The sequence below is a fragment of the Actinoplanes nipponensis genome, from assembly GCF_016862275.1.
In the GTDB taxonomy this organism is placed as follows: Bacteria; Actinomycetota; Actinomycetes; order Mycobacteriales; family Micromonosporaceae; genus Actinoplanes; species Actinoplanes nipponensis.
Genome location: NZ_BOMQ01000090.1, coordinates 1 through 25072 on the forward strand (window position 1 = coordinate 1; position 25072 = coordinate 25072).

Here is a 25072-nt window from a genome sequence, read left to right on the forward strand (position 1 = left end):
GGCCGTCAGTCGTCGCGGCGCCCGGGCACGATCAGCCCGGTCTCGTACGCGGCCACCACCGCCTGCGCCCGGCTGGAGAGGGCGAGCTTGGCCATCAGCCGCGCCAGGTGGGTCTTCACGGTGGCCTCGCTCACCACCAGCGTGCGGGCGATGGCGGTGTTGGACCGGCCGGTGCCGACCAGCCGCAGGATCTCCGTCTCGCGGGGGGTCAGCGGGGCCAGGTCCGGGGCGGGCCGGTCGGGCCGGGGCGACGTCACGTGCGCCTCCACCAGGCGGCGGGTGACGCTCGGCGTGAGCAGCGTGTCGCCGGCGGCCACCGTGTGGATCGCCGCCAGCAGCCGTTCCGGCGGGGTGTCCTTGAGCAGGAAGCCGCCGGCGCCGGCGCGCAGCGCGGCGTAGATGTACTCGTCCAGGTCGAAGGTGGTCAGCACCAGCACCCGGGGCGGGGGCGGGGCTCCGGCGACGATGCGGGCGGTGGCGGCGACGCCGTTGAGGCCGGGCATCCGGATGTCCATGAGCACGACGTCGGGCCGCAGCTCGGCGGCGAGCGCGACCGCCTCCTCGCCGTCGGCGGCCTCGCCGGCCACGTCGAGCCCGGGCGCCGCCCGGATCAGGGCGGCCAGGCCGGCCCGGATGAGGACCTGGTCGTCGACGACGAGCACGCTGGTCATCGGGCTGGGCCGGCTCCTTCCCCCTCGGCGCCGTGCGCGGGCAGCGGCAGGACCAGCCGGACCTCGAACCCGCCGCCGGGCAGCGGCGCCGCGTCGGCCGTCCCGCCGTAGAGCATGGCGCGTTCGCGCATGCCTATCAATCCCTGCCCCGGCCGGCCGGTGGCGGGCGCCTCCCGGCGGGCGCCGTCGTCGCGTACGGTCGCGGTGATCCGGTCCGGGCCGTAGTCGAGCGTGACGGTGGCGGTCGCCGGGGCGGCGTGTTTGAGCACGTTGGTGAGTCCCTCCTGGACGACCCGGTAGACGCAGAGCTGGATGCCGGGCGGCAGCGGCCGCGGCCGGCCGGTGACGTCCAGCCGGATCGGCACCCCGGCGGTGCGGACCCGTTCGATCAGGTCGGGCAGGCCGAGCAGCCCCGGCGCCGGGGCGTACGCGGGTGGTTCGGCCGGCCCGTCGTCGGCGGCGCGCAGCAGGGCCAGCATCCGCCGCATCTCGTCCAGGGCCTCCCCGTCGGCGGCCAGGACCGTGCCGAGCGCCGCCTCCGCGGTCTGCGGGTCGGTGCGCAACACGTACCGGGCCAGGCCGGCCTGGACGCTGATCACCGACATGTGGTGGGCGACCACGTCGTGCAGCTCCCGGGCGATGCGGACCCGCTCGTCGGCGACCGCCCGCCGGGCCCGCTCCTCGCGGTCGCGGCGCAGCTGCTCGTTGGCCTCGGCGAGCAGGCGGTTGGTGCGGTCCAGGTGCCGCGCGCTGTCGGCGACCTTCCAGATCGCGGCCGGGATGGCCAGGGCCTGCAGCACCAGCCCGGCGAGCGAGCCGGCGTGCGCGGCGAGGCCGACCACGACCCAGAGGACGGCGCCCGGGGCCAGCGCGGCCGCGGTGTGCCACAACGGCCGGCTGGCCGCGACCGCGTACATCGCGAGCAGCATCCCGTACGTGGTGACGACGGGGTTGTAGCCCAGCACGACCTGCCACACCCAGAACGTGTAGCAGACCAGCACGACCGGCACCGGCGCCCGCCGCCGGGCCACGGTCGGCAGCGTGGCCAGCGCGGACAGCGCCGCGGCGGTCAGGTCGAACGGGCGCCAGCGGCCCGAGTCGTCGTCGAGGCCCTGCAGGATGCTGACCGCCGTCAGCGCGACCGCGAGCCCGGTGTCCACGACCAGCGGCGAGCGGACGAACCGCGGCCACGATGCGGTGCGCACGGGGGCACCATAGCCGCGGGCGCCGCCGCTGTCGTCAGCCCGGCGCGGTAGCCGGCTACCCCAGCGGGCTGACCCCCGGGACGGTACGGCCGCCCGGAACCCCGGCCCCCGGGCTATCGTTGCGCCGATGAAACCGGGCGACTCCCCGCACCCCCACGCCCCGGCCGCGCTGCCCGGCTGGGAACGGTTCACGGTGCTGAAGGCCGAGGCGGAGTACGAGTCCGTCAAGAAGGACCCCCGGGTGGCGTACGCGTTGTGGGCGGTGGTCGGCCTGCTCGGCGGGCACCGTTTCTACCTGGGTGACACCGGCCGGTCCATCGCGATGTTGTTCACGCTCGGCGGGCTGGGCGTGTGGACGCTGCTCGACGTGTTCTTCGTGGGCCGCCGGGTGCGCTCGGTCAACCGTTCCCGCCGAGCCGCGATCATGGCCCGGCGCGGCATCGTCGAGGACGTCACCCGCCTCCGCTCCTGACGGCGTGGCCGGGCCGGGCGCGCTGATCGCCGAGTTCCGCGCGGCCGGCGAATGACCCGGCGGCGGTGTCCCGGCGCCCCGGGACGATTCCGCGCCGAAACGTTCCGGCCCGGCCGGCGCCGAGGTCCGGCGCGGGTCAGATGGCCATCCCGGCCGCCGCCGCGTGCCGCCGGCCGCCGGGGATCATGTCCTCGGCCTCGATGACGCGGACCAGCAGGTCGTGCAGCAGCTGGCGGTCCTCGGCGCCGAAGATCTCGTAGAGGCCGGCCACCGCCTTCTCCAGGTCGGCCCGGACGGCCTCGACGAAGGCGGTCCCGGCCGGGGTGATGGTGACCACGGTGGTCCGGCGGTTGTCCTTCGGGCGCCGCCGCCGGGTCAGCCTCCGCGCGGTCAGCAACTCGGTGGCGATGGTCGCCGAGGACGCCGCCAGGCCGCTGCGGCGGGCGTGCTCGCCGATGGTGGCCTCCGGCTCGTGCCGGCTGCGGTACAGCTCGGTGAGCAGCCACCACGCGTTGCGGGTCATCCCGTACCGGTCCATGACCTCGACGAACGGGGTGTCCAGCACGCGGCCGGCCTGGACGATGACGCGGCCCAGGACGGAGGCGGTGACGTCGGCATCGGGCATCTCTGCAGTATCGGCGTTCGGGCCCGGCCCGTGCCGTGGAACCCGGCAAACCCCTCATGATCGGTCGTTGACCGCCGAACAGGGGAACGTTCGGGGCTGAAACGTTGCGGGGTCAAGGAGAGTGCGGCATGTCGGTAGCTACGTCAGCACGGGGACCCGGCCGCTCCGGCCGGGGGCGGTTCGGCGATCTGCGGGTCGGGGTGAAGATCAGCATCGCCCTGGGCGCGGCCCTGCTGGCCGGCACCGTGGTGGCCGTGCTGGGCCTGCGGGCGATGAGCGCCGCCGACGCCAACGCGACCGCCATTTACGAGGAGAACCTCCTGCCCCGCGCCGTCCTGGCCGTCGCGCAGGACGCGTTCGACGACGAGCTGCTCGCGCTGGCCATGATGACCATCGCGCCGACCGCCGCCGACACCGCGGAATACCGCCGGCAGGCGCTGGCCGCCGGGGACAAGGTCCGTGCCGAGCTCGACGGCTACGCCCGGCACGGCCTCGAGCCCGCGCAGCAGGACGTGGTCGTGCGGCTCGGCCGGGAACTCACCGCGTTCGCCGCGGTCCGCGACGACCGGCTCATCCCGGCCCGCGACGACGCCGCCTACGCCGCGGCCTACCAGGCCGACGCGGCGCCGCTGGTCGGCCGCGTCACCGGCGCCTTCGACACGCTCGGCGCCTTCGAGGCGGCCAGCGCCGCCGCGGCCGCCCGGGCCAACGCGGAGCACTACCGGTCCAGCCGCGCCGAGATGCTGCTCAGCCTGGCGGCCGGGTTCCTGATCGCCGGCCTGCTCGGCGGCTTCACCGTCCGGCGCATCACCCGCCCGCTCGGCGAGGTCGGGGCCACCCTCGCCCGCGTCGCCGCCGGCGACCTCACCGGCGCCGTCACCGTACGCTCACGCGACGAGGTCGGCGCCATGGCGGCCTTCCTCAACACCGCCACCACCAGCATGCGCAGCACCGTGCAGGCCCTGGGCACCGCGTCGCAGTCGCTGGCCGCCGCCGCCGAGGAACTGTCCGCCACCAGCACCCAGATCGCCGGCGGCGCCGAGCGCGCCAGCGCCCAGGCCGTCGCCGTGGCCGCCTCGGCCGACGTCGTGCGGCGCAACGTCGACACCGTCTCGGCCGGCTCGGAGGAGATGGGCGCCTCCATCCGCGAGATCGCCCAGAACGCCAACCAGGCCGCCGAGGTCGCCGGGCAGGCCGTGACGATGGCCGAGACCACCAACCGGCGGGTCGCCCGGCTCGGCGACTCCTCGGTCGAGATCGGCAACGTCATCAAGCTGATCACGGCGATCGCCGCGCAGACCAACCTGCTGGCCCTGAACGCCACCATCGAGGCGGCCCGGGCCGGCGACGCGGGCAAGGGCTTCGCCGTGGTGGCCAGCGAGGTCAAGGACCTGGCCCGGGAGACCGCCCGGGCCACCGAGGACATCAGCACCCGGGTGACCGCCATCCAGGCCGACGCCGGCACCGCGATCACCGCCATCGGCGAGATCTCCGAGGTCATCGGCCGGATCAGCGACTACCAGACCACCATCGCCGCGGCCGTCGAGGAGCAAACCGCGACCACCGGCGAGATGAACCGGGGCGTCGGCGAGGCCGCCGTGGGCGTCGGCGAGATCGCCACCGGGGTCGAGGCCCTGGCCACCGCGGCCCGGCTCACCACCGAGAGCGTCGACGACTCCCGGCGCGCCGCCGGCGACCTGGCCCGGATGTCGGGCGAGCTGCAGACGATGGTGGCCAGCTTCCGGGTCTGATCCGGTACGGGCGCCCGTATGACGATGCTGGTATGGACCGGGCGGCGCCCCGGGCCCGCATACTTTGTCGATCGTCGATACGTCCCCGGTGAACGGAGCGCCCATGCCCGCACTGACCTCGCAGCGGCGGGCGGTGGCGCTCACGATGCCCGCCCTGCTCGCCGTGCTCGCCCTGGCCGTCACGCTGGTCCGGGCGCCGGCGGGCGCCCCGACCGGGATGCTGCCGATGGCGGCCGGCACGCTGACCGTCGCCCAGGCCATCGGCAGCCAGGGCGGCGCCGGCACGGTCCGCGGGTACGTCGTCGGGCAACCCACGGCCGCCAACACGGTGCTGTCGTCCGGCTTCACCGGGGACACCGCGCTCGCGATCGCCGACAGCAGCGGCGAGACCGACACCGGCGACATGCTGTACGTGCAGGTCACCAGCGCGTACCGGTCGGCCTTCGGCCTGCGGACCAACCCGGGCCTGGTCGGCGACGCGGTGACCGTGACCGGCACGCTGAGCGCCTACTTCACCCACCCCGGCCTCAAGTCGCCGACGGCGATGACGCTCGGCGGCGGCACCCCGACGACGGCGCCGACGCCCGGTCCGACCGGCTCCGGCGGCAGCGACGCCTACTACGCCGCCGCCGCGGGCAAGACCGGCGCGAGCCTCCGGACCGCGCTGCACACCATCATCTCCAGCGGGGTCACCAAGCTGTCGTACGACGCGGTGTGGAACGCGCTCAAGGCCACCGACCAGGACCCGGCCAACTCGGCCAACGTGATCCTGCTCTACTCCGGGACCAGCCGGTCGAAGACGCTCAACGGCGGCGACGCCGGCGACTGGAACCGCGAGCACGTCTGGGCGAAGTCGCACGGCGACTTCGGCACCGCCGCCGGCCCCGGCACCGACCTGCACCACCTGCGCCCCGAGGACGTCCACGTCAACGCCGAGCGCGACAACAAGGACTTCGACACCGGCGGCACGGCCGTCGCCGACGCCCCCGGCAACCGCACCGACGCCGACTCCTGGGAGCCGCGGGCCGCCGTCCGGGGCGACGTGGCCCGGATGATCTTCTACATGGCGGTGCGGTACGAGGGCGGCGACTCCTGGCCCGACCTGGAGGTCGACGACGCCACCGGCAGCGGCACCGCGCCGCGGCTGGGCCGGCTGTCCGCGTTGCGGCAGTGGAACGCCCAGGACCCGCCGGACGCGTTCGAGAAGCGCCGCAACGAGCTGATCTACAGCGCCTACCAGCACAACCGCAACCCGTTCATCGACCACCCGGAATGGGTCGGCGCGATCTTCGGCTAGGGGTGCATCTCGTACGCGCCGCAGAGGGCGACCACCTGCTCCCACACCCGCGCGGTGCGGCCGGCGTCGTGGACCGGCCGGCGCAGGTGGGCCAGCGCCCAGCCGGCCTGCTCCTCGGTGGTGGCCGCCTTGCCACTCAGCTCGGTGGCGTACCCGGAGAAGTCCTGGATCAGCACGGCGAAGATCTCGTCCAGCACGTCGGGGCCGAGGCCGGTCGGCGCGGCCTGTTCCAGGATGAGCTGGCCGTAGACCACGAGGGCGAAGAGCTGGCCGAGGGCGAGCAGGAAGTCCAGGTCGCGCTGCTGCCCCTCGTCCGGGGCGTGGGCGCGCAGCAGGGCGCACAGCCCGTCGGCCTGCTCACGGAAGCGGGCGACGTTGGGCAGGTCGGCGTGGGCGTCGTAGGCCGTGCGCCAGTCGTGGAAGCGGATCGCGCCGAGGCCGCGGGCCGGGCCCTGGTGGAACAGGAACTCGTCGTCGGCGGCGTCCCGGCGGGCCGGCACGGGCGGGTAGCCGGCCGGGTGGAACAGGTAGTTGGGCATGAACTTGAGGATCAGCGCCAGGTTGACGTGCACCGTGCCCTCGAGCTTGGGCAGGCCGCGGATGTCCTTGGCCGCCTTGTCGAAGTAGGTGTCGGCCTCGAAGCCCTTCGCGGCGATCACGTCCCAGAGCAGGTCGATGACCTTCTCGCCCTCGGTGGTCACCTTCATCTTGGTCATCGGGTTGAACAGCAGGTAGCGGCGGTCCTCGGGGCCGGCCGAGCGGAAGTAGTCGACGGCGCGGTCGCTGAACAGCTTCATCGCGACCAGCCGCACGTACGCGTCGGTGAGCTCGCGGCGCACGTGCGGGAAGTCGGTGACCGGCCGGCCGTAGAGCACCCGGCGGTGGGCGTGGGTGACGGCCTCGTACATGGCGTGCTCGCAGATGCCGACGGCGGCGGTGCAGAGGTTGAACTTGCCGATGTTGACGGTGTTCAGCGCGGCGTCGAACGCGGCCCGGCCGGTGTGCAGCACGTCCTGCTCGCGCACGGGGTAGTTCTCCAGCCGGAACTCGCTGACGAACATCTGGCCGTTGACCACGTTCCTGACCAGGTGGTACGCGGGGTGGCGGCTGTCGGCGGCGAAGAACACGTACCCGTCCGGCCCCTCGACGCCGGCCCGGCGGCCGAAGACCGACACCAGGCCGGCGACGTTGCCGTTGCCGATGTAGTACTTGGCGCCGTCGGCCCGGAACCCGCCGGCGCCGTCCGGGGTGAGGATCATGTCGGTGGCGTAGATGTCCGCGCCGTGGCCGCGTTCGGACAGCCCGAACGCCAGCACGTGGCCGTCGTCGAGCAGCCGGGCGGTGTGGGCCCGGGCGCCGGCGTTGGCGCTCTGCCAGACCGGTCCGAGCCCGAGGACGGTGACCTGCCACGTGTACCAGTAGCCCAGGCCGTAGAAGCCGAGGATCTCGCTGAGGGCGGCGTTGCGGGCGGTGTCCCAGCGCTTGTCGGGGTGGCCGTCACCGTCGGCCTCGGGCGTCAGGAACGTCGCGAAGAGGCCCTCCTTCGCGGCGAAGTCCAGGAAGTCGCCGTACCAGGCCCGCTCGATGTAGCTGTCGATCAGCGCCTGCTTGCCGCGCTGCTCGAAGAAGTCGACCGTCGCGCGCAGCAGCCGGCGGGTCTCGGCGTCGAAGTGCGCCGGGTCGTAGGTGTGCGGGTTGAACAGCAGCGAGTCCGCCATGGCGGCGTTCCCCTTCCTGGTGAGGTGTCACAGACCGCGGAGGGTGTCGAGGACGTCGTCGAGCCAGTCCAGCACCATGCGCTCGTACGCGATGCCGCCGCGCAGCACGGTGTGCTGCAACCGCTGCTGGACGTCCAGGCGGGCGCCGGCGGGGAAGTCCCGCCGCTCGCCGGCCCGGTACCGGCCGAGGGTGGCCGCGTGGGTCTCGCGGTAGCGCTCGACCTCGGCGATCAGGGCCGAGCGACCGTCGGCGTCGTCGAAGGCGGCCCCGCGGATCTTCACGGCCAGCTCGTGCCGGACCGCCTCGGGCTGCACGGGGGCGCGCAGCCACGAGGTGAGGGCGGCCCGGCCGGGCGCCGCGACGGAGTAGGACCGCTTGTCGGGGCGCCCGCCCTGGCCGATCTCCTCGGCGGTGACCCAGCCGTCCGCCTCCATCCGCCTGAGCACCCGGTAGATCTGCTGGTGGGTGGCTGTCCAGAAGCGGCCGATGGACCGTTCGAAGCGCCGGGTCAGCTCGTAGCCGGACCCGGGCTGCTCCAGCAGGGAGACCAGGATCGCGTGCTCGAGGGCCATGCCGGCCATCCTGCTATGCAACTCGTTGCATAGCAACCGGCCCCGGCGCTCAGTGCTCCGCCGGCGGGTGGTGGACGGCGCAGCGCCGGCCGAGCTCCGCCTTCGCGACCGTGCGTCCCACGCACAGCCGCAGTTGCGGCGCGAAGCCGCCCCACAGGTAGCCGGGCTCGGCGCCGAAGGCCCGCCGGCCCGGGCCGCAGCGCCGGGCCAGGGTGCGCCACTCGATGCCGTCCGCCGGGCCGTTCTGCGCGAGCTGGACCACACCGCACCGGCCGGGCCCGGCGACCGTCAGCGTGCCCCGGATCCGGATCGGCGGCACCGGCCGCTCCGGGATGCTCATCATGAAGGCGTAGCTGCCGGAGGCGGTGGCGGCGCCGGCCCGCAGCGCGAACGTGGGGCCGGCGGCCGCGGCCGGGGCGGCGGCCCCGGCCAGGGCCAGGCCCGCGCCGGCCAGAATGGCGGTGAAACGGGTGACGGGAGACGGCATTGTCTGCTCCTGGATACGGCGCCCGGCGGCGGAACGGGGACGCGCGGAAGTGGCGCGGCACGGCGCCGCCGGGCGCGGGAAAATGGTCGGTGGAATGCGCGGGTCAGCGCACGAAAAGGGTGTAGCTCGGCGCGAATCCGGTGTGGCAGCGGTAGGACACCCACACCTTGCGGGCGACGCCCGCCGCGCCGACCTGCTCGCATTCGGACCAGGCGTCGTCCACCTCGTAGAAGGCCGCGGTGTAGACCTCACGCTCGTGGGCGCGGGCCTTGGTACGCGGCCGGTAGGTGACCGACAGGTCGTCGCCCGCGAAGCCGGAGCGCACGGAATACGCGCTCCAGACGCCCGCGGCGCGGCCCGCGGCGCCGATGACGCCGGCCCGCCCGAAATCGTAGGTGCCCAGCAGCCGGGTGGTCCGGTGCGGGGCCGCTTGGGCGGCCGACGGGGCCAGCACGGCCAGGGCGGTGCCGGTCAGGAGTACGGCCTGAGTGAACCTGCGCATTTTCCCATGTCCTTCACGAATGGCCGCGGGGATCCGCCCGCGGCGTCCGGACGAGCGCCGAGGGGTTCTTCCCCCGGCGAATCCGTGACGGACGATACGAGACATCCACAGCGGACGGTGTACGGCATCTCACACTTAGTGAAGAACGATTTGTTACGTTGTTGATGACGCGCGGTTCAGTCGATTTCCACCGAGACGCGGTGCGCGCTCGATCGCCAGTTCGGCACCGCCAGGGCCGTACGGCCGCCGCCGCGCCGCCGGGTCACCACCGACACCGTGCCGAGGTGTCGCCGGGCCGCCGGGATGAACAGGTCCAGGCCGGTGAGGAAGGGCTGCGCGAAGAACGCCGGCAGCGGCGCGCTCAGGTCGGTGACGCCGTCGCGGCCCGCGTCGAACGCGAAGATGCCGATCACCCGCTTGGCCCGGGGCGCGTTCGCCGCGTTGAGCACCTCCCGGCCGTTGATCCAGAGGCGGTCGCCGGCGTCGCCCTGGTCGCCCCACCACTCCTGCTGGCGCTGGATGGTCAGGGCCGTGTGCCGGTCGCTCGTCTCGACCAGCGCTCCGATGCCCTCGCCGGGGCGGCTGGTGAGCAGGCGCACCAGCGTGTCGGTGCGCCGGAACGGCTCGAAGTAGAAGTGGTGGACCGGCTGGCCCGGGCGGAGCAGGGCGAACTCGTACCGGGCGTGCGGCAGCACCGGCAGCGGGCCGAAGGAGCCGTCGGCGGCCAGCGGTGTCACGTGGACCGGCCGGTGGGAGAGGCGCCGGCCGGTCAGCGGGCCCACTGCGTACAGCTCGAGCGTCGCGTCGGTGACGCCGGCGTTGCTGGGGAAGAGCACGGCGCGGCCGGAGACCCGGACGGCGCCCGGCGGCTGCCCGACGATCGCGGTCGTGCGCGGCGCGTGGCCCCGCAGGAACCGGAAGATCTCGGTGAAGGACTCCGCGGACGAGACCGTCTGGGTGTGCGACTGCTCCGGGAAGGACACGTTGAGCGCGCCGGCGATGCTGCGGGCCGGGTCGCCCTCGCCCCAGATCGCGAGCGTCGGCACGCCGCCGGGTGGGGCGGCGGCGGTGCGGCCGTCCAGATTGACGTAGTGGGCCACCCGGGCCGCCCGCGCCGGCGAGCCGGCCAGGTAGCCCTGCACGACGAAGGTGCCGAGCGAGTGGGCGATCAGGTCCACCCGGTCCGCGCCGGTGGCGGCGAGCAGCCGGGCGATCCGGGCGTCCAGGTCCGCGTACACCTGGGACAGGATGGTGGCGATGGCCGGCGAGTCGTACTCGTGGGCCTCGATGATCCCGCTCGGGTAGCCGTTGCCGGCCAGGCGCTTGGCCTGGAGCCGGAACTGCAGCGCCGATCCGGCGCTGCCGTGCACGAACACCACCGGCCGGAAGGCCGCCCGGCCCGCGTCCGCGGCGGCCGGGGCCGGCCCGGCGGCGGCGGCCACCGCGGCGGCGGCCGGCAGCGCGAGCAGGTGCCGGCGGGAGATTCTCAGCGGTCCACGGTCATTGACGCCCATGATTATGCACTTTAGGTGCGACTACTGTTGTCGTCCAGGCCCGCGGCCGGCCGGGTCCGCGCGCCGGCCGGCCGCGGGCGCGGATCAGGCCGCGACCAGCGGCTTGAGCGCGGCGCCGACGCCGGCGACCACGCCGGGCCGGTGACCGTTGCGGATCAGGTTGATGGTGATCCCGTCGATCCCCGCGCCGAGCACCTGCTCGTGCAGCTGCTCGGCGACCTGCCCGGCCGTGCCGAGGAAGGCCCGGTCGCGGCGGTCGGCCGGGATGGTCTCGCCGAGCTCCTTCACCTCCTGCTCCGTCTCGCCGACCATGCCCATGACCAGGTAGCTGGTCGCCAGCGTGGCCGGGTCGCGGCCGATCTCCTCGCAGCGCTGCCGCAGGACGGCGACCTTGCGGGCCAGGTCGGCCACGTCGCAGATGATGTTCATGTGGTCGGCGAAGCGGGCGGCCAGCCGGAACGTTTTCTGCTCGCCGCTGCCGCCCAGCATGATCGGCACCGTCGGGCGGACCCGGGGGTTGTTCATGGCGCCGCGGGCCGTGTACCACTTGCCGTCCAGCGTGCCCGGCTCGCCCTTGAGCATCGGCGCGATGATGGTCAGCGCCTCCTCGAGCCGTTCGAAGCGCTGGCCGAAGGTGCCGAACTCGAAACCGTAGTCGTGGTGCTCGCGCTCGAACCAGCCGGCGCCGATGCCGAGGATCGCCCGCCCGTGCGAGACCACGTCGAGGGTGGTGACGGTCTTGGCCAGCAGGGCGGGATTGCGGTACGTGTTCCCGGTGACCAGCGTGGACAGCTGGACCGTCGAGGTCAGGGAGGCCAGCGCGCCGAGCGTCGTGTACGACTCCAGCATCGCGTTCTCCGGTGCCCCGATGCCCGGCAGCTGGTAGAAGTGGTCCATCACCAGCACGGTGTCGAACCCGGCGGCCTCGGCCTCGCGGGCCTGGGCGGCGACGGTGTCGAAGGTGTTCTCGACCGGTACGCCGGGATAGGTGAAGTTCGGAATCTGGTACCCGAGCCGGATGCTCACAGTGCCTCCGCCATGTAAGAGGGCTATCACCTGCTAATGTAAGAGCCCTCTTACACGATGGCAAGCGAGGAGGCCGGTGTGTCGGGGCGGGCCTACCATCACGGCGACCTCCGGGCCGCGCTGATCGAGGCGAGCTTCGGCCTGCTCGCCGAGTGCGGGCTGCAGCGCTTCTCGGTCGCCGCCGTCGCCCGCCGGCTGGGCGTCAGCTCGGCCGCGCCGTACCGGCACTTCCCGGACCGCGACCACCTGCTCGGCGCGGTCTCGGCCACCGCCGCCCACGACCTGCGCGCGGCGATCACCGCCGCCGCCGACGCGGCGGGCCCGGACCCGGCGGCCCGGCTGGCCGCGGTGGCGGGCGCCTACGTCCGGTACGTCACCCGCACCGGCGCCGGCTTCCACGTCATCTTCGCCGCCGAACTGGCCCGGCTGCCCGGCGACGCCCGCCGCGAGCAGACCCGGGCCCTGATGACCACGCTGCTCGACCTGGCCACGGCGGCCGGCACCGCCTCGTACCCGGAAGCGGTCCGGCTGGTCGAGGCGACGATCGCCGTGGCCCACGGCTACACGTCGCTGTACGCCGACGGCTTCTTCACCCGCACCGCCGGCGCCGTCGACGACATCGCGGCCCGCGCCGTGCAGGCTGCCCGCGCGCTGCTGGCCAGCGCCCGGCGGTAGCTTCGGGGCATGAACGACCTTCGTGAGCGCTTCCGCGCGCTGCATGCCTCCGGCACCTTCCTGCTGCCCAACCCCTGGGACGCCGGCTCGGCGCGGCTGCTGGCCGGCCTGGGCTTCGCGGCGCTGGCCACCACGTCGTCCGGCCTGGCGGCCGGCCTGGGCAAGCGCGACCAGCAGGTCACCCGCCAGGAACTGGTCACGCACGTGGCCGCGCTGACCGCCGCGGTCGACATCCCGGTGACCGTCGACGCCGAGCACGGCTACGCGGACACCGCGACCGGCCTCGCCGAGACGGTGGACCTGCTGGCCGAGGCGGGGGCGGCCGGCCTGTCCATCGAGGACTACGACCCCGCCACCGGCCGGCTGGAGACGCCGACCCGCGGCACCGAACGGGTCGCCGCCGCGGCACGGGCCTGCGCCCGGCACGGCCTGGTGCTGACCGCGCGGGCCGAGAACCACCTGTACGGCCACGACGACCTGGACGACACGATCGCCCGGCTGCGGGCCTACCGGGAGGCGGGCGCCGAGGTGGTGTACGCGCCGGGCGTGCGCACCCCGGCGGAGATCTCCCGGCTGGTGCAGTCCGTCCCCGCGCCCCTCAACGTGCTGGCCGTGGCGGGCGCGCCGAGCGTGCCGGAGCTGGCCGCCCTGGGCGTCCGCCGGGTGTCCACCGGCGGGGCGCTGGCCTGGGCGGCGTACGGGGCGCTGCGCGATGCTGCCCGGGAGCTGCGCGACACCGGCACCACGACGTTCCGGGAGCGGTCGCTGAGCGGCGCGGAGATCGAGGCGGCGTTCGGACCGTCCTGAGCGCGCCCGGCCCGCGACTCGCAAGCGGGGTCGTGCTGCTCCGTGGGGTGCGGATCTTGTGGCCTTGGGCGGTCCGCTGGTTCACAAGGTCGGCTGTGCTGGTGCGGTGGGTCGTGCTGGCGCCTGTGGGCGGATCTTGGGGCCGTAGGTGGGCTTTGGCGGGCGGTGTGTCTCAAGATCCGAGTCGTGCTGCCCCCGGGGTGTGGATCTTGTGGCGTTCGTGGCGCTGGATGGGCCGCTGGTTCACAAGATTGGTGTACCAGTGCTGTGGCCATTGGTCGTGCTGTCACCTATGCGCGGATCTTGGAGCCGTGGGCGTGCTTCGGCGGGCCGTGTGTCCCAAGGTCGGATCGGGCCGCTCCGTGGGGCGCGGATCTTGTGGCGCTCGCAGCGTTGAACGGGCCACCACTTCACAAGATCGGCTGCGCCGGCGCCCTTGGCATGCTGGCGCCCTTGGCCGCTCCGACGCGTTGGCTGTGCTGGCGCCCTTGGCCGTTCTGACGCGTTGGCTGTGCTGGCGCCCTTGGCCGCTCCGACGCGTTGGCTGTGCTGGCGCGTCGGCCCGTGCTGGCGCCGTCAATCGTGCTGTCGCCTATGCGCGGATCTCGGTGCCTCAGGCGTGCTTCGGCGGGCGGCGTGTCACAAGATCGGGGTCGGGCTGCCCCCTGAGCGCGGATCTCGCGACGTTCATCCCGCAAAACAGGCCACCCCTTCACAAGATCAGACCGAGCTGCCCCCCCAGCCGGATCTTGAAGCAGCCAACGCCAGCTCGCCCTTCCCCAAGATCAAACCCACGCTCACCAGTAGCGCAGCGCCTGAACGACGAACGACACACCGAACGAGCCCACAATCACGCCCACGACAACGCGCAGAACCACACGCGCCGCCCGCCCGCCCCCGGTGCCCTCGGCGAGCCGTCCCACCATCTCCGTGCGCGCATCGGGGGAGTACGGATTGGTGCTCGTGTCGGTGTAACTGCGCTTCAGCCAGTCACGGTCCGGATCCGGGTCCTGGATGGTTCCCACGCGACCCATTGTGCGCCCCGCCACCAAGCCACGCTGCCGTCGGGAAGCCCACTGAACGGGTGGCCCGCCGGGCTGAGCCGGACCTGCATGGCCCCACCCTTCCCCGTCGTCGGCCCGTCTCTCCGCGGGATGCGCCTGCGCTGGGGGCCGCCTCACACCCGCTCAGGTCGGTTGCCGGCCGTCCGATGGTCCCCGGTATGAGTTCCCGGAACGTCTGGCTGCTGGTGGCGTCGGCCCTCGCGGTCACCGTCGCGACGATCGTCTGGTACACCACGGACGCCGCCGCCGTCGGCTACACCGTCGCCTACGTCGCGCTGTGCGGTCTGGCGTGGTGGTCGGCGCTGCGCCGGCAGTCGCCGCGGGACCGGGGCCCGTGGGCGCTGGTCGCGGCCGCGCTGAGCCTGTGGGGCGCCGGCAACGTCCTGGAGCTGGTCGAGTACTACCTGGTCGAGGTGCCGCACCTGACGCCGGACGTGCTGTGGCTCGGCGGCTATCCGGTGTTGGCCGTCGCCCTCGTCCGGATGGCCCGGCGCCGGGCGCCCGGCCGGTTGCGTGGCGCGGCGCTGGACGGGATGACGGTGGCCGTCGCGGCCGGCGTGGCCAGCTGGCAGTTCTTCATCGCGCCCTGGCTGGCCGAGGGCTACACGGTGGTCGAGTCCACGGTGACCGCGCTGTACCCGGTCGCGGACGTGGTGCTGCTCGCCGCGGTGCTGCTGATCGCGCTGTCGCCCGGCACCCGGACCGCGCCGACCCGGCTGCTGCTCTGCGCGATCTTCGGCTATCTCGGCGTGGACGTGGGCCTGAACGTGGGCCTGTACTTCGCCGACTACGCCGCCTTCGAGCCGCTCAACTCGGTCATCCTGCTGGCCAACGCCCTGCTGGTCGCGGCCGGGCTGCACCCGCGGCGCGCCGAGCTGACCCGGGCCGGTCACCAGGTGCCGTCGCTGCACCCGGCGCGGGTGCTGTTCCTCGGCCTGGCCCTGATGACCGCGCCCACGCTGACCCTGGTGAGCTCCGGGATCGGCCAGGACCAGATCCTCGCGCTGGTGGCCACCGCGGTGTGCGCGGCGTTCGTCCTGGCCCGGTTCACCATCGCGGTCCGCGAGCAGGAACGGGCCCAGGCCAGCCTGGTCTTCCAGGCCCGGCACGACCCGCTGACCGGCCTGGCCAACCGCACCACGCTCGGCGACCGGCTGGCCCGCCAGGTGGCCGCGCCGGACGCCGCGGTCACCGTGCTCTACCTCGACCTGGACGGCTTCAAGCAGGTCAACGACCAGCACGGGCACGACGCCGGCGACGCGGTGCTGCTCGCCGTGGCGGCCCGGCTGTCCGCCGCGGTCCGCGAGGGTGACCTGGTGGCGCGGCTCGGGGGCGACGAGTTCGTGCTGCTCTGCCCGGGCGTGCCGGAGGACGAGGCCGTCCGGCTGGCCGAGCGCGTCCTGCACGACGTCGCTCAGCCGGTCGCCTTCCGGGGCCACCAGTTCACCGTCGGCGCCAGCATCGGCATCGCCGCCCGCGCGGGCGGCGCCGGGGAGGGCGCGGCGGCCGTGCTGCGCACCGCCGACGCCGCGATGTACCAGGCCAAGCGGCTGGGCCGGGGCCGCTGGATCCTCGCCGAGCCGGCCCTGGCCGGCTGAGCGGGACGGCCGCGGCCGGCCGGCGAGCGGTGCTCCCGCTCAGCGGTTGGTCATGCGCTCCAGGTGGTCCGGGTACCGCGCGCCCTGTACCTCGATCTCGGCCGCGGCGACGTCGAGCTCGTGCCGGTCGTCGGCGGTGAGCTCGACCTCGACCGCGCCGAGGTTCTCCGCCAGCCGTTCCCGCCGGCGGGTGCCGGGAATGGGCACGATCCACGGCTGCCGGGCCAGCAGCCAGGCCAGCGCGATCTGGGCGACGGTGGCGCCGGCGCGGGCCGCGACGCCGCCGAGCAGGTCGACCAGCGCCTGGTTGGCCTGCCGGGCGGCGGCGTCGAAGCGGGGGATGCCGGCGCGGATGTCGCCGTCGGCGAAGCTGGTGTTCTGGTCGATCGTGCCGGTGAGGAAGCCCTTGCCGAGCGGGCTGTACGGGACCAGGCCGATGCCGAGCTCGGCGCAGAGCGGCAGGATCTCCGTCTCGGGCCGCCGCCACCACAGCGAGTACTCGTTCTGCAGGGCCGTGACCGGCTGCACCGCGTGCGCCCGCCGTACGGTGGCCGCGGCCGCCTCGGACATCCCGAAGTGCTTGACCTTGCCCGCCCGGATCAGCTCCCGGACGGCGCCGGCGACGTCCTCGATGGGCACGTCGGGGTCGACGCGGTGCTGGTAGAACAGGTCGATGCGGTCGGTGCGCAGCCGCTTGAGGCAGGCGTCGGCGGCCTGCCGGATGTGCTCGGGGCGGCTGGACAGGCCGGTCTGGCGGCCGTCGGCGTCGAACGCGAAACCGAACTTGGTGGCGATGACGACCTGGTCGCGTACGGGTTGCAGGGCCTCGCCGACCAGCTCCTCGTTGACGAACGGCCCGTACACCTCGGCGGTGTCGAAGAACGTGACGCCGAGCTCGACGGCGTCGCGCAGCAGCGTGATGTTGGCGGCCCGGTCGGGGCCGGGGCCGTAGCTCTGGCTCATCCCCATCGCGCCGAAGCCGAGGGCGGAGACCCTCAGGTCCCGGCCGAGAATGCGGTACTGCACAGCGGTCTCCCTTCGAGCGTGACGTGCGGGCGCTGGATCCGACGCTAGCGGCGCCGTGGCCCGGGCACACCGGTTGCGGGGGGTTCTGTCATTACCTGGTTCGGCAGACCGCCCACCGGCGCCGGGACCGCCGGTCCGGGCCGTCCGGCCCTGTCCGGCGGGCGGTCCGCCGCCGCAGAGTGGGGTCATGACCGGTCCCGTGCTCGTCGTCGAGGACGACCGCGAACTGCGCGGCGTCGTGCGCCGCTACCTGGAGCGCGCCGGCTACGCCGTGCACACCACCGGGCTGGGCGCCGAGGCGCTGCGGCTGCTCGACACCGCCGATCCGGTGGCCGTGGTGCTCGACCTCGGCCTGCCCGACATCGACGGGCTGGCGGTGCTGGCCGCCGCCCGCGACGGCCGGCAGGTGCCGGTGGTGGTGCTGACCGCCCGCAGCGCCGTGGAGGACCGGATCGACGGCCTGCGGCGCGGCGCCGACGACTACGTGACCAAGCCGTTCAGCCCGACCGAGCTGGTGCTGCGGGTGGAGGCGGTGCTGCACCGCACGGGCGGCGCGCCCGCGACGCCGGGCGTGGCCACGTTCGGCGCCGGCCGGCTGGCCATCGACGAGGCGCGGCACGAGGCCCGCCTCGACGGCGTACTGCTCGACCTCACCCCCACCGAATGGGGCGTGCTGACCACCCTGGGCTCGGCGCCGGGCCGGGTCTTCTCCCGCTACGAGCTGGTCAACCGGGTCCGCGGGTACGAGTTCGCCGGCTACGAGCGCACGATCGACTCGCACGTGAAGAACCTGCGGCACAAGCTCGGTCCCGACGCCGCGCGGATCGTGGCGACGGTCCTGGGCGTCGGCTACCGGCTGGGGTGGGCCCGTGACGGGTGAGCCGACCGTGCTGCGCAGCCCGCTGGGCCGCCGCCTGCTGGCCGCCTTCCTGCTCGCCGCCCTGTCGTCGGTGCTGGTCCTGACCGTCGCGGCGCTCATCGCCACCGACCGGGGCCTGAGCGGAGCCCGGCGCGCGGACCAGCAGCGGGTGGCCGACCGGGCGGCCGCCGCGGCCGCCACCGCCTACGCCGCCGCCGGCGGGTGGGCGGCGGCCGATCTGGGCCGCGCGGCCGACCTGGCCGAGGCCGCCGGCGGCACTCTGGTGGTGCTCGACCGCTCCGGCGCGATGGTGTGGCCCGGTCACGGGATGGGCGGGATGGGCATGGGGGCGATGGGCGCCGCCGACCGGCGGCAGGCGCCGGTCGAGGTGGCCGGCGCCCGGGTCGGCACCGTCCGGGTGGGCTTCCCGGCCGGCTCATCCGCGGCCCGGCGGATCGCCTGGTCGTGGGTGGCCGGCGCCGCGGTGGTGGCGCTGCTGGCGGCGCTGCTGGTCAGCGGCTTCGTCACCCGGCGGCTCACCCGGCCGCTGATCGCCCTGGCCGGCGCGGCGCGCCGGTTCGCCGCAGGGGAGCGCGGGGCCCGGGCCGGCGCCGGCCCCGGCGTTGGCGCGCCCGGGGAGATGGGTGAGGTCATCCGGGCCTTCGACGCCATGGCCGACGAGGTCGTCCGGGCGGACACCGTACGCCGCCGGCTGGCCGCCGACGTGGCCCACGAGTTGCGCACCCCGCTCGCCGGGCTGCAGGCCGGGCTGGAGGAACTGCGCGACGGCCTGCGTACCGCGGACCCCGAACGGCTGGGCGCCCTGCACGACCAGGCCCTGCGCCTGGGCCGGATCGTCGCGGACCTGGCGGACCTGTCCGCCGCGGAGTCGGCGGCGCTGTCCCTGCGCCCCGCCGACGTCGATCTCGCCGTGGTCGCCCGGGCCGCGCTGGCCGCGCAGCGGTCCCGGCTCGACGCCGCCGGCCTGCGGGTCGAGACCGACCTCGCGGCTGCCCTGCCGGTGCGGGCCGACCCGGACCGCCTGCACCAGGTCGTCACCAACCTGCTCACCAACGCGGCGCGGTACTGCCGCCCGGGGGACCGGCTCACCCTGCGCGGGTACGCCGACGGCGCCGGCGCCGTGCTGGAGGTGGCCGACACCGGGCCGGGCATCGCCGCCGCGGACCTGCCGCACGTCTTCGACCGGCTCTGGCGCGGCGACCGCCACCGCGACGTCGCCGGCTCGGGGATCGGCCTGGCCATCGTCCGCGAGCTGGTCACCGCCCACGCCGGTACGGTCGAAGCCGCGTCCCGGGAGGGCGCGGGCACCGTCATCACGGTCCGCCTGCCGTCGGCGGCGCCCCGGCCGGCGCCCTGACCCGGGGTCGTTCAGCCGCCGAGCGTGGCCAGCGCCGCCCGGAGCCGCGCGGTGGCGTCGTCGGCCACCTCCTTGAGCGCGGGCCGGCCGGACAGCTGCACCATCGTCTGCGGGTCGACGGCCTGCACCAGGACGGCGCCGGGGCCCTCGCCCCGGACCACGACGTTGCAGGGCAGCAGCAGGCCGATCTCGCGGTCGATGCCGAGCGCCCGGTGGGCCAGCGCCGGGTTGCAGGCGCCGAGGATGAGGTAGTCCTCCATCTGCTCGCCGAGCTTGTCGTGCAGGGTGGCCCGCACGTCGATCTCGGTGAGCACCCCGAAGCCCTGCTCCTGGAGCGCGGCGCGGACCCGCTCCACGGTCTCGCCGAACGATCCCGCCACCCGGGCCGTGATCGCGTACGTCATCGCCGGTCGTCTCCTTTCCGGGCCGGACCGGGTCACCGGTTCGCCCAGCTGGTGAATGCGGTCAGGTGGTGCTGTGAGGCCATCCGCAGGTGCTGGTAGACCTGCGTGACGTCGGGGGCGGTCAGGCCGGTGAGGGCCCGGTCCAGGTCGGCGATGTCCGTGCGTTCCACCTCCTGGCCCACCCGCAGGGCCTCGGCCCGGCTGGTGCCGCGGGCGAGCAGCCGGTCGTAGGTGGCCTGCACCGCCGGGTCGCTGAACCGGCCCGCGGCCACGCCGGCCGTGGGGTCGTCGAGCCCGTACCGGGTGAGCAGGGTGCGCACGGTGGTCAGGTGCTGGGTCTCCGCGACGGCGATGTGGTCGAAGACCGGGGCGTCGTACTTGCCCGCGAACGTCACGTAGAGGTCGTGGGCCAGCTTCTCCTCCTGCGCCATTGCGGCCAGCGTACGCTTCTGCTGATCGGTGAGGGTGCCGCTCGGGGCGGTGACCCCGGCGCCGGGGCAGATGCCGCCGCCCATCCCGTAGCCGCCGCCCATGCCCATCCCGTTGCCGCCCATCCCGTTACCGCCCATCCCGTAGCCGCCCGTGCCCATGCCCATGCCGCCCATGCCGTAGCCGGCGCCGCCCGGGTCCTGCCGGGTGGCCGTGGTGCGGGTGGCGGTGAAGACGTCGGAGCGGGCCAGGGCCGGGCCCGCCGCCGCGATCGCGCCGAGTCCCAGCGCGCCGGCGGTGGCCAGGACGGCCGCCCGGCGGGTTGTCGCGTTCATGATTCCTCCCTTTTCGTGCTGCATCTCAGCCTCCCGCGCCCGGGTGCGGACCGGATGCATCCGGTGTGGAGACCGTGTGGAGAAACCCGAGGTCTTGTGGCCCTGCCGGGGCGCCGGCCCGGGCCCGATCATGAAGGCGCGCCGACGGACGTCCGGCTCCGTCCCCGCCCGGTGGAGGTCTGTATGCGGTGGTGGCAGCGACGGGAGCAGGCGTTGTTCGCCGCGGTGACGCTGCTGACGACGGCCGGGCTGGCGGCCGTCGCGGCGGGCGCCCGGGGCCCGGCCGAGGCGGCGTGGGTGACCGCGACGGTGCTTGGCCTGGTGTACTCCACGGCGTCGCTGATCGCGGCGGTGCGGCGGCGCGAGCCCAGCGTCGACGTGATCGCCTGGTTGGCGCTCGCGGGGGCGCTGGGGGTCGGCGAGGCGTTCGCCGGCGCGGTGATCGCGGTCATGCTGGCCGGCGGCGTGCTGCTGGAGGCCCGCGCCGCGGCCCGGGCCCGCCGGGAGCTCAGCGCGCTGGTGGCCCGGGCGCCGCGTACCGCCCGGCGGGACACCCCGTCGGGGCCGGTCGAGATCCCGGCCGCCGAGGTGGTGGCCGGTGACCGGCTCGTGGTCGGCGCCGGGGAGATCGTTCCGGTGGACGGCCGGCTGCGCGGCCCGGCGGTGCTGGACGAGTCGGCGCTGACGGGCGAGCCGCTGCCGGTCGAGCGGCGCGCCGGCGAGGACGTCCGCAGCGGCGTGGTGAACGCGGGCTCGCCGGTACGGCTGACAGCCACCGCGACCGCCGAGGCATCGACCTACGCCGGTGTGGTTCGGCTGGTGGAGCAGGCGCAGGCGGCCGGCGCGCCGTTCGTGCGGCTCGCGGACCGGTTCGCGATGGCCTTCGTCCCGGTGACGCTGCTGCTGGCCGGCGTGGCCTGGGCCGTCGCCGGCGATCCGGTCCGGGCGGTGGCGGTGCTGGTCGTGGCCACGCCGTGCCCGCTGCTGCTGGCCGCCCCCATCGCGATCATGTCCGGGCTGTCCCGCGCGGCCCGCAGCGGGGTCGTGGTCAAGGGCGGTGGCGCCCTGGAGCGGCTGGCCGCGGGCCGGGTCGTGCTGTTCGACAAGACCGGCACGCTGACCGCCGGCCGGCCCGTGCTCACCGACGTGGTGACCCCGGTGGAGCCCGGGTTGGCGGCGGGGGAGGTGCTCCGCCTCGCGGCGAGCCTGGACCAGAGCTCGGCCCACGTGCTGGCCGGCGCCCTCGTCACCGCGGCCCACGACCGTGGCCTGCGCCTGGTCGCCCCCGAGGGGGTGCAGGAGCGGCACGGCTACGGGGTGGAAGGTGTGGTCGACGGCCACCGGGTCCGGCTCGGCAAGGCGGCGTGGGTGCTCGGCGGCCCGGTGCCGCCCTGGGTCCGGCACGCCCGCCGGCGCGCCGCCCTCGACGGCTCGCTGACGGTGTTCGCGGCGGTCGACGACCGGCCGGCGGGCGTCCTGCTGCTGGAGGATCCGGTACGCCCGCAGGCCCCGCGCATGGTCCGGGCGCTGCGCGGCGCCGGCATCGACCGCGTCGTGCTGGTGACCGGCGACCGGGCCGACACGGCGCAGGCCGTCGGCCAAGTCGTCGGCGTCGACGCGGTGCACGCCGAGTGCGACCCGGCGGACAAGCTGGCCCTGGTCCGGGCCGAGCAGGAGCTGGCCCCGACGATCATGGTGGGCGACGGCATCAACGACGCGCCGGCGCTGGCCGCGGCGGGCGTGGGAGTCGCCCTGGCGGCCCGCGGCGCCACCGCGTCCGCCGAGGCCGCCGACGTGGTGCTCACCGTCGACCGCATCGACGCGCTGGCCGACGCCATCCTCATCGCCCGGCGCTGCCGGGTCATCGCCGGCTGGGCGGTCGGGGCCGGGATGGGAATGTCGATGGCGGCGATGCTCGTGGCGGCGGCCGGTCTCCTGCCCCCCGCCGCGGGCGCCCTGCTGCAGGAAGGCATCGACCTGGCGGCCATCGCCGTCGCCCTGACCGCCCTGCTGCCCGGGCGCTCGCACACCGTGACCATGCGGCCCGCCGACGTCGCCACCGCCCGCCGGCTGTACGCCGAGCACCGCGACGTGCGCCCCCTGGTCGAGCAGGTCCGCACGGTCGCCGACGCGCTGAACCGGCCGCCGTACGACCTGCGCCCGGTCCGGGAGCTGCTGGACCACCTCGAGGTGCGCCTGCTGGCCCACGAGCACGCCGAGGAGGCCGAGCTGCTGCCGATCATGGCGCGGGCGCTGGGCGGCGTCGAGGCCACCAGCGGGCTCAGCCGCACCCACGCCGAGATCGAACATCAGATCGGGCGCCTGCGCCGGACGGTGGACGACCTGGTCCAGGAGGCGGAGGCCGAGGACGTCACCGACGTACGGCGGCTGCTGTACGGCCTCTACGCGATCCTGCGGCTGCACAACGCGCAGGAGGAGGAGGGCGCCTTCAGCCTCGTACCGGACCCGGACCCGCCGTCCCGCCCCTGATCAGTCCACCGTCCGGATGGTCGCGGTGGCGCCGTTGTTCCAGCCCATCGCCTCGCTGATCGGCGCGCCGGCGCGGTTGGCGCCGACGACCCCGAGGTCGAGGCTGACCCCGATCCACGGGCTGGTCGGCGTGGTGACGATCGGCGGCCAGGACGAGCCGGCCCGCTCCAGGCCCGCGCCCGGGAAGAACTCGATGCTCAGGCGGGCCGGGCGGACGCCCCAGCGGTGCCGCACGGTGACCGCCAGCGTGCCGTAGCGGTGACCGCCGACGGCCGGGGCCGAGGGTCAGGTCGCCGGCGGACACCGAGGTCTCCGCCACGGACGGGCTGACCGTCATGACGCTCGGCCCGCCGACCTGCACGAAGTGGCCGTGCGTTGCGCAGCACCGACAGGGCGATGTGGCCGTCCGGCGCGGCGCGGCGGGGAGAGGCCGGGGCCGACGGCCCGGCCGGCGACCGTGGAGGCGCCGCCGGGCGGCGGCCGGAGGCGGAGGTCGTGCGGTGCCGGTACGAAGGTCGGGAAGTGGCGCATCGGGGCGTGGCGCTCCGGTGACCGAATTGTTAGGGTCGCTGTCGAGGGGACGAACTCGCCGGGCCGCGTCGCCCACGCGCAGCTGCGGCCCGTTCCCGCGGGGGGAAGATGTGATGAGGCTGTCCACTGTGCCCGGCGTGCTGCTGACCGCAGCCGTCGCGACCGCGTCGCTGGCCGCGCCGGCCCCGGCGGGCGCCGCGGTCCCCGCGGCCCTGCGGGCGGCGCCGGCCACCGCCTCGTGCCACCCCGCCGGCGTCACCGCGGCCGACACCGCGATCGCCCAGCGCCTGCGCCCGGCGATGACCGGGCGGCGGCTCGGCCGGTCCGTGAACGGCTACACCATCTCGTGCGCCCGGGCGATCGTGGAGCAGGTGAAGCGGCGCGGCCTGCCGGTGCGGGCGGCCGTGATCGCGGTGACCACCGCGATCACCGAGAGCACGCTGCACAACTACACCGTCGCCGTCGACCACGACAGCCTCGGGCTGTTCCAGCAGCGTCCGTCGATGGGCTGGGGCTGGCCCGAGCAGCTGCTCGACCCCCGCTTCGCCACCGACGCGTTCCTGGACAAGATGATCCGGCTGCATCCCGGCGACGGCTGGGCGGCCGGGGACATCGGCCAGATCAGCCAGCGGGTGCAGGTCTCGCGCTATCCCGCCGCGTACGCGCCGGAGGCCAACGACGCCCGGCTGATCGTCGCCCAGCTGTGGAGCGGCCCGGCCGCCGCGCCCCCGCCCGCGCGGCCCGGGCCGGGCGGGAAGAAGGCCGGCCCGTTCGGCACGACCCTGCTGAAGACCGTGCCGGGCTTCCCGGCGGCGCTCGACCAGCGGCACCAGGTGCTGCTGGCCGACTGGAACGGCGACGGGGAGTCCGACCTGGTCGTGGTGCAGCCGTCCGGCACGGTCACCGGCAAGACCGAGGTACGCGTCGTGAACGGCGCCTACGACTTCCAGCACCTGCTGCTGAACACGGCCACCGCGCTGCCCGCGACCGACACCCCGCCCGACTTCGCCGTGGCCGACTGGAACGCCGACGGCCGCCCCGACCTGCTGGTGATCCAGCGGCCCGGCCCGGCCGGCGGGCGTACCGTGGTCAAGATCCTCGACGGCGCCTCGTACCTGCAGCGCACCCTGCTGGAGACCGCCACCGCGCTCGGCCCGGCCGACGCCTGCCACGCGTTCTCGGTGGCCGAGTGGAACGCCGACGGCCACCCCGACCTGGTCGTGGTGCGGCGGTGCGGCACCGCGAGCGGCAAGACGGAGGTGCGGGTGCTGGACGGCGCCTCGAACTTCCAGCGCTACCTGCAGGAGAGCGTCACCGCGCTGGGCCGGGCCGGCGCCGACCACTCGTTCGCGGTGGCCGACTGGAACGGCGACCTCTATCCGGACCTGGTCGTGCTGCGCCGGTCCGGCGCGAAGAGCGAGCGGACCGTGCTCCAGGTGCTCAACGGCGCCACCCGCTTCCGGAGCTTCCTGGTCAAGAACAGCGTCGCGCCGGTCAGCACGGACGCCCGGCACAGCCTGGCCGTGACGGACTGGAACCAGGACGGCCGGTTCGACCTCGTGGTGGTGCAGAAGTGGGGCACCGCGGGCGGCCGCACCGAGGCCCGCATCCTCGCCGGTTGACGGACCCCCCCCG

General features: G+C 74.8%; 24 protein-coding genes. 10 read left to right on the top strand and 14 right to left on the bottom strand.

The window, feature by feature from the left end; translation table 11 throughout:
• Positions 1-5: 5 nt before the first annotated feature.
• Positions 6-671 carry a response regulator gene (locus tag Ani05nite_RS36710; protein ID WP_203776152.1) on the bottom strand — a complete coding sequence of 222 codons (666 nt, stop codon included), beginning with the start codon at positions 669-671 and terminating at the stop codon, positions 6-8.
• Complete coding sequence (locus tag Ani05nite_RS36715; protein WP_203776154.1) at positions 668-1876, bottom strand: sensor histidine kinase; 1209 nt, start codon at positions 1874-1876, stop codon at positions 668-670. Before Ani05nite_RS36715 ends, Ani05nite_RS36710 begins: the two co-directional genes overlap by 4 nt.
• A 127-nt stretch (positions 1877-2003) precedes the next feature.
• Between Ani05nite_RS36715 and Ani05nite_RS36720 the strand changes: the two genes are divergently transcribed.
• Positions 2004-2348: a TM2 domain-containing protein gene (locus Ani05nite_RS36720; protein ID WP_203776156.1), complete on the top strand. Its 345-nt coding sequence runs from the start codon at positions 2004-2006 to the stop codon at positions 2346-2348.
• A gap of 136 nt (positions 2349-2484) precedes the next feature.
• Here Ani05nite_RS36720 and Ani05nite_RS36725 read toward each other — a convergent pair whose 3' ends face one another.
• Positions 2485-2973, bottom strand: a complete 489-nt coding sequence (locus tag Ani05nite_RS36725; RefSeq protein ID WP_203776158.1) for a winged helix DNA-binding protein — start codon at positions 2971-2973, stop codon at positions 2485-2487.
• Positions 2974-3101: 128 nt separating this feature from the next.
• Here Ani05nite_RS36725 and Ani05nite_RS36730 point away from each other — a divergent pair, with 128 nt between their 5' ends.
• Both Ani05nite_RS36730 and Ani05nite_RS36735 read left to right on the top strand, forming a co-directional pair.
• On the top strand, positions 3102-4724 hold the full coding sequence (locus Ani05nite_RS36730; RefSeq protein ID WP_203776160.1) for a methyl-accepting chemotaxis protein: 1623 nt from the start codon (positions 3102-3104) through the stop codon (positions 4722-4724).
• Positions 4725-4827: 103 nt separating this feature from the next.
• A complete protein-coding gene (locus Ani05nite_RS36735; protein WP_239131011.1) occupies positions 4828-6021 on the top strand; it encodes an endonuclease in 1194 nt (397 codons plus the stop codon).
• Here Ani05nite_RS36735 and Ani05nite_RS36740 read toward each other — a convergent pair.
• The 6 genes from Ani05nite_RS36740 to Ani05nite_RS36765 form a co-directional block, all read right to left on the bottom strand.
• Positions 6018-7739, bottom strand: a complete 1722-nt coding sequence (locus Ani05nite_RS36740) for an acyl-CoA dehydrogenase family protein (RefSeq protein WP_203776162.1) — start codon at positions 7737-7739, stop codon at positions 6018-6020. The two genes, Ani05nite_RS36735 and Ani05nite_RS36740, sit on opposite strands and share 4 nt — an antisense overlap.
• 27 nt (positions 7740-7766) lie before the next feature.
• Entirely contained in the window at positions 7767-8312 is a 546-nt protein-coding gene (locus tag Ani05nite_RS36745) for a PadR family transcriptional regulator (RefSeq protein ID WP_203776164.1), read from the bottom strand.
• Between the two features lie 49 nt (positions 8313-8361).
• Positions 8362-8799 (bottom strand): hypothetical protein, encoded by a 438-nt coding sequence (locus Ani05nite_RS36750; protein ID WP_203776166.1) that lies wholly within the window; start codon positions 8797-8799, stop codon positions 8362-8364.
• 103 nt (positions 8800-8902) lie between these two features.
• Positions 8903-9301 carry a hypothetical protein gene (locus tag Ani05nite_RS36755; protein ID WP_203776168.1) on the bottom strand — a complete coding sequence of 133 codons (399 nt, stop codon included), beginning with the start codon at positions 9299-9301 and terminating at the stop codon, positions 8903-8905.
• Between the two features lie 176 nt (positions 9302-9477).
• The gene (locus tag Ani05nite_RS36760; RefSeq protein WP_203776170.1) at positions 9478-10815 is read right to left on the bottom strand and encodes an alpha/beta hydrolase; all 1338 of its coding nucleotides are present in this window, start codon (positions 10813-10815) and stop codon (positions 9478-9480) included.
• An 84-nt stretch (positions 10816-10899) separates the two neighbouring features.
• Positions 10900-11841: an LLM class F420-dependent oxidoreductase gene (locus tag Ani05nite_RS36765; RefSeq protein WP_203776172.1), complete on the bottom strand. Its 942-nt coding sequence runs from the start codon at positions 11839-11841 to the stop codon at positions 10900-10902.
• A 78-nt stretch (positions 11842-11919) separates the two neighbouring features.
• Here Ani05nite_RS36765 and Ani05nite_RS36770 point away from each other — a divergent pair, with 78 nt between their 5' ends.
• Both Ani05nite_RS36770 and Ani05nite_RS36775 read left to right on the top strand, forming a co-directional pair.
• On the top strand, positions 11920-12516 hold the full coding sequence (locus Ani05nite_RS36770) for a TetR/AcrR family transcriptional regulator (RefSeq protein ID WP_239131013.1): 597 nt from the start codon (positions 11920-11922) through the stop codon (positions 12514-12516).
• Positions 12517-12525: 9 nt separating this feature from the next.
• A complete protein-coding gene (locus Ani05nite_RS36775; RefSeq protein ID WP_203776185.1) occupies positions 12526-13323 on the top strand; it encodes an isocitrate lyase/PEP mutase family protein in 798 nt (265 codons plus the stop codon).
• A 797-nt stretch (positions 13324-14120) separates the two neighbouring features.
• Here Ani05nite_RS36775 and Ani05nite_RS36780 read toward each other — a convergent pair.
• Positions 14121-14348, bottom strand: coding sequence for a hypothetical protein (locus Ani05nite_RS36780; RefSeq protein WP_203776187.1), 228 nt, complete (start codon positions 14346-14348; stop codon positions 14121-14123).
• Between the two features lie 197 nt (positions 14349-14545).
• Here Ani05nite_RS36780 and Ani05nite_RS36785 point away from each other — a divergent pair, with 197 nt between their 5' ends.
• Entirely contained in the window at positions 14546-15985 is a 1440-nt protein-coding gene (locus Ani05nite_RS36785) for a GGDEF domain-containing protein (RefSeq protein WP_203776189.1), read from the top strand.
• Between the two features lie 39 nt (positions 15986-16024).
• Here the strand turns inward: Ani05nite_RS36785 and Ani05nite_RS36790 are convergent, their stop codons facing one another.
• A complete protein-coding gene (locus Ani05nite_RS36790; protein ID WP_203776191.1) occupies positions 16025-17011 on the bottom strand; it encodes an aldo/keto reductase in 987 nt (328 codons plus the stop codon).
• 187 nt (positions 17012-17198) lie between these two features.
• On the opposite strand from Ani05nite_RS36790, the gene Ani05nite_RS36795 reads away from it, so the two are divergent.
• Complete coding sequence (locus Ani05nite_RS36795; protein WP_239131014.1) at positions 17199-17891, top strand: response regulator transcription factor; 693 nt, start codon at positions 17199-17201, stop codon at positions 17889-17891.
• Complete coding sequence (locus Ani05nite_RS36800) at positions 17881-19248, top strand: sensor histidine kinase (RefSeq protein ID WP_203776193.1); 1368 nt, start codon at positions 17881-17883, stop codon at positions 19246-19248. Before Ani05nite_RS36795 ends, Ani05nite_RS36800 begins: the two co-directional genes overlap by 11 nt.
• A gap of 11 nt (positions 19249-19259) precedes the next feature.
• Here Ani05nite_RS36800 and Ani05nite_RS36805 read toward each other — a convergent pair whose 3' ends face one another.
• Together Ani05nite_RS36805 and Ani05nite_RS36810 are read right to left on the bottom strand one after the other, a co-directional pair.
• The gene (locus tag Ani05nite_RS36805; protein WP_203776195.1) at positions 19260-19652 is read right to left on the bottom strand and encodes a DUF302 domain-containing protein; all 393 of its coding nucleotides are present in this window, start codon (positions 19650-19652) and stop codon (positions 19260-19262) included.
• Between the two features lie 32 nt (positions 19653-19684).
• A complete protein-coding gene (locus tag Ani05nite_RS36810; RefSeq protein WP_203776197.1) occupies positions 19685-20416 on the bottom strand; it encodes a DUF2202 domain-containing protein in 732 nt (243 codons plus the stop codon).
• Positions 20417-20599: 183 nt separating this feature from the next.
• Here Ani05nite_RS36810 and Ani05nite_RS36815 point away from each other — a divergent pair, with 183 nt between their 5' ends.
• Complete coding sequence (locus Ani05nite_RS36815; protein ID WP_203776198.1) at positions 20600-22906, top strand: heavy metal translocating P-type ATPase; 2307 nt, start codon at positions 20600-20602, stop codon at positions 22904-22906.
• Here the strand turns inward: Ani05nite_RS36815 and Ani05nite_RS36820 are convergent, their stop codons facing one another.
• On the bottom strand, positions 22907-23140 hold the full coding sequence (locus Ani05nite_RS36820) for a hypothetical protein (RefSeq protein WP_203776199.1): 234 nt from the start codon (positions 23138-23140) through the stop codon (positions 22907-22909).
• A 410-nt stretch (positions 23141-23550) separates the two neighbouring features.
• Here Ani05nite_RS36820 and Ani05nite_RS36825 point away from each other — a divergent pair, with 410 nt between their 5' ends.
• Complete coding sequence (locus Ani05nite_RS36825; protein WP_203776200.1) at positions 23551-25059, top strand: FG-GAP repeat domain-containing protein; 1509 nt, start codon at positions 23551-23553, stop codon at positions 25057-25059.
• The last annotated feature ends 13 nt before the right edge of the window (positions 25060-25072 follow it).

Coding starts and splice junctions, on each gene's coding strand:
- Ani05nite_RS36760 (WP_203776170.1), bottom strand. CDS start 10,815: ATGGGCGTCAATGACCGTGGACCGCTGAGAATCTCCCGCCGGCACCTG.
- Ani05nite_RS36745 (WP_203776164.1), bottom strand. CDS start 8,312: ATGGCCCTCGAGCACGCGATCCTGGTCTCCCTGCTGGAGCAGCCCGGG.
- Ani05nite_RS36710 (WP_203776152.1), bottom strand. CDS start 671: ATGACCAGCGTGCTCGTCGTCGACGACCAGGTCCTCATCCGGGCCGGC.
- Ani05nite_RS36795 (WP_239131014.1), top strand. CDS start 17,199: ATGACCGGTCCCGTGCTCGTCGTCGAGGACGACCGCGAACTGCGCGGC.
- Ani05nite_RS36750 (WP_203776166.1), bottom strand. CDS start 8,799: ATGCCGTCTCCCGTCACCCGTTTCACCGCCATTCTGGCCGGCGCGGGC.
- Ani05nite_RS36810 (WP_203776197.1), bottom strand. CDS start 20,416: ATGAACGCGACAACCCGCCGGGCGGCCGTCCTGGCCACCGCCGGCGCG.
- Ani05nite_RS36775 (WP_203776185.1), top strand. CDS start 12,526: ATGAACGACCTTCGTGAGCGCTTCCGCGCGCTGCATGCCTCCGGCACC.
- Ani05nite_RS36815 (WP_203776198.1), top strand. CDS start 20,600: ATGCGGTGGTGGCAGCGACGGGAGCAGGCGTTGTTCGCCGCGGTGACG.
- Ani05nite_RS36805 (WP_203776195.1), bottom strand. CDS start 19,652: ATGACGTACGCGATCACGGCCCGGGTGGCGGGATCGTTCGGCGAGACC.
- Ani05nite_RS36720 (WP_203776156.1), top strand. CDS start 2,004: ATGAAACCGGGCGACTCCCCGCACCCCCACGCCCCGGCCGCGCTGCCC.
- Ani05nite_RS36725 (WP_203776158.1), bottom strand. CDS start 2,973: ATGCCCGATGCCGACGTCACCGCCTCCGTCCTGGGCCGCGTCATCGTC.
- Ani05nite_RS36730 (WP_203776160.1), top strand. CDS start 3,102: ATGTCGGTAGCTACGTCAGCACGGGGACCCGGCCGCTCCGGCCGGGGG.
- Ani05nite_RS36740 (WP_203776162.1), bottom strand. CDS start 7,739: ATGGCGGACTCGCTGCTGTTCAACCCGCACACCTACGACCCGGCGCAC.
- Ani05nite_RS36785 (WP_203776189.1), top strand. CDS start 14,546: ATGAGTTCCCGGAACGTCTGGCTGCTGGTGGCGTCGGCCCTCGCGGTC.
- Ani05nite_RS36755 (WP_203776168.1), bottom strand. CDS start 9,301: ATGCGCAGGTTCACTCAGGCCGTACTCCTGACCGGCACCGCCCTGGCC.
- Ani05nite_RS36735 (WP_239131011.1), top strand. CDS start 4,828: ATGCCCGCACTGACCTCGCAGCGGCGGGCGGTGGCGCTCACGATGCCC.
- Ani05nite_RS36825 (WP_203776200.1), top strand. CDS start 23,551: ATGAGGCTGTCCACTGTGCCCGGCGTGCTGCTGACCGCAGCCGTCGCG.